The sequence below is a fragment of the Algoriphagus confluentis genome (assembly GCF_036245625.1).
Taxonomy (GTDB): Bacteria; Bacteroidota; Bacteroidia; order Cytophagales; family Cyclobacteriaceae; genus Algoriphagus; species Algoriphagus confluentis.
On the sequence record NZ_BTPD01000046.1, the window covers coordinates 1 to 386 of the forward strand.

Sequence of the window (386 nt, forward strand, 5' to 3'; positions counted from 1 at the left end):
CCCGGACCTTGTACACACCGCCCGTCAAGCCATGGAAGTCGGGTAGACCTGAAGGCGGTAACCGTGAGGAGCCGTTTAGGGTAGAACCGGTAACTGGGGCTAAGTCGTAACAAGGTAGCCGTACCGGAAGGTGCGGCTGGAACACCTCCTTTCTGGAAACAGAAGACTGCCATCAGCCGCCTTACACACTTTGACACTGACCCGGAAGCGGGTCATAAGTTCATTGACATATTGAAGTAGAAACTGTAACAGAATCATCCATTGAAGGATGAAAGAAGTAGAAGTAAGTGAATAAGGGCGCACGGGGGATGCCTAGGCTCTCAGAGGCGATGAAGGACGTGATAAGCTGCGATAAGCTGCGGGGATTGGCCAATGCGAGTTGATCC

Annotated in this window: 2 rRNA genes; both read left to right on the plus strand. The window is 52.6% G+C overall.

The window, feature by feature from the left end:
• Positions 1-152 (plus strand): 16S ribosomal RNA (locus tag AAA943_RS21825); the annotation flags it as partial.
• A gap of 129 nt (positions 153-281) precedes the next feature.
• A 23S ribosomal RNA gene (locus AAA943_RS21830) occupies positions 282-386 on the plus strand; the annotation flags it as partial.